The sequence below is a fragment of the Allobosea sp. CER48 genome (genome assembly GCF_044752385.1).
In the GTDB taxonomy this organism is placed as follows: domain Bacteria; phylum Pseudomonadota; class Alphaproteobacteria; order Rhizobiales; family Beijerinckiaceae; genus Allobosea.
Map to the genome: position 1 here is coordinate 1 of NZ_JBIWYK010000739.1, position 1065 is coordinate 1065.

A 1065-nucleotide genomic window follows, 5' to 3' on the forward strand; every position below is an offset into this window, starting at 1 on the left:
GTTGGCTCGGCCTCTCCGCCCGGCCCGGACACGCCATTGACTGGGAACCCGGAGAGTACGGGGACCATAGCGAGGCTCTGGTCATCAGCCAAACGAATGGTTATGATGTCACTCAACACTGATATTGATGAACAGTGAATGGGGACCGACAATGGCTCATGTGCTCGACGCCGATCAGCTCAAGACCTTCGTCGCCATCGCTGATACCGGCTCCTTCACCCGTGCCGCCGAGATCGTCTTCAAGACCCAGTCGGCCGTTTCCATGCAGATGAAGCGCCTCGAGGAGCGCGTCGGCCGTCCGCTTTTCGGCCGCGATGGCCGCCATGCCAAGCTCACGGAAGACGGCGAGCGACTGCTCGACTATGCCCGCCGCATCGTGCGGCTTAACCTGGAATGCGTGGCGTCCTTCGCCGATGCCGACCTCAAGGGGCGCATCCGGCTGGGCGTGCCCGACGATTATGCCGACCGCTACCTGCCGGAGATCCTGGCCCGCTTCGCGCACTCGAATCCGCGGGCGGAGGTCACCGTGGTCTGCGAGCCAACGCCGATGCTGGCGGAGCGGATCGCGACCGGCGACATCGACCTCGCGATCATCACCCATGTCGAAAGCCGTGGCCAGGGCGAGATCATCCGCATCGAGCCCCTGCTTTGGGTCACATCGGCGCGCCATGGCGTGCATGAGCAGGACCCGCTGCCGCTGGCGCTGGGAAGGCCGACCTGCAACTGGCGGCAGGCTGCGGTGGATGCGCTGGAATCGAAGGGACGCCGCTTCCGCGTGCTCTATGCGAGCTGGAACTCGACGGCGGTCGGTGCCGCTGTTCTCGCGGGGCTCGCCGTATCGGTGCTGCCGGAAAGCGCGGTGCGGCCGGGCATGCGGATCCTCGGGCCGTCAGAAGGCTTCGCCACCCTGCCCTCCTGCAAGATCGGATTGCTGCGCACGCGCTTCGACCCTTCGGTTCTGTCGAACGCGCTGGCCGAGCACATCATCCAGAGCCTGGACAATCTCGCGAGCTTCAAGGTGGCGGCGGAGTAGCCCGGACCGCCCCTGAAAGCGTGGCCGAGGCT

1 protein-coding gene is annotated in these 1065 nt (G+C 65.7%); it reads left to right on the forward strand.

Annotated features, from left to right (window positions below; all coding sequences use genetic code 11):
* Nucleotides 1–151: 151 nt before the first annotated feature.
* Entirely contained in the window at nucleotides 152–1033 is an 882-nt protein-coding gene (locus tag ACIPIA_RS16910) for a LysR substrate-binding domain-containing protein (RefSeq protein ID WP_400511156.1), read from the forward strand.
* The last annotated feature ends 32 nt before the right edge of the window (nucleotides 1034–1065 follow it).

Coding starts and splice junctions, on each gene's coding strand:
- ACIPIA_RS16910 (WP_400511156.1), top strand. CDS start 152: ATGGCTCATGTGCTCGACGCCGATCAGCTCAAGACCTTCGTCGCCATC.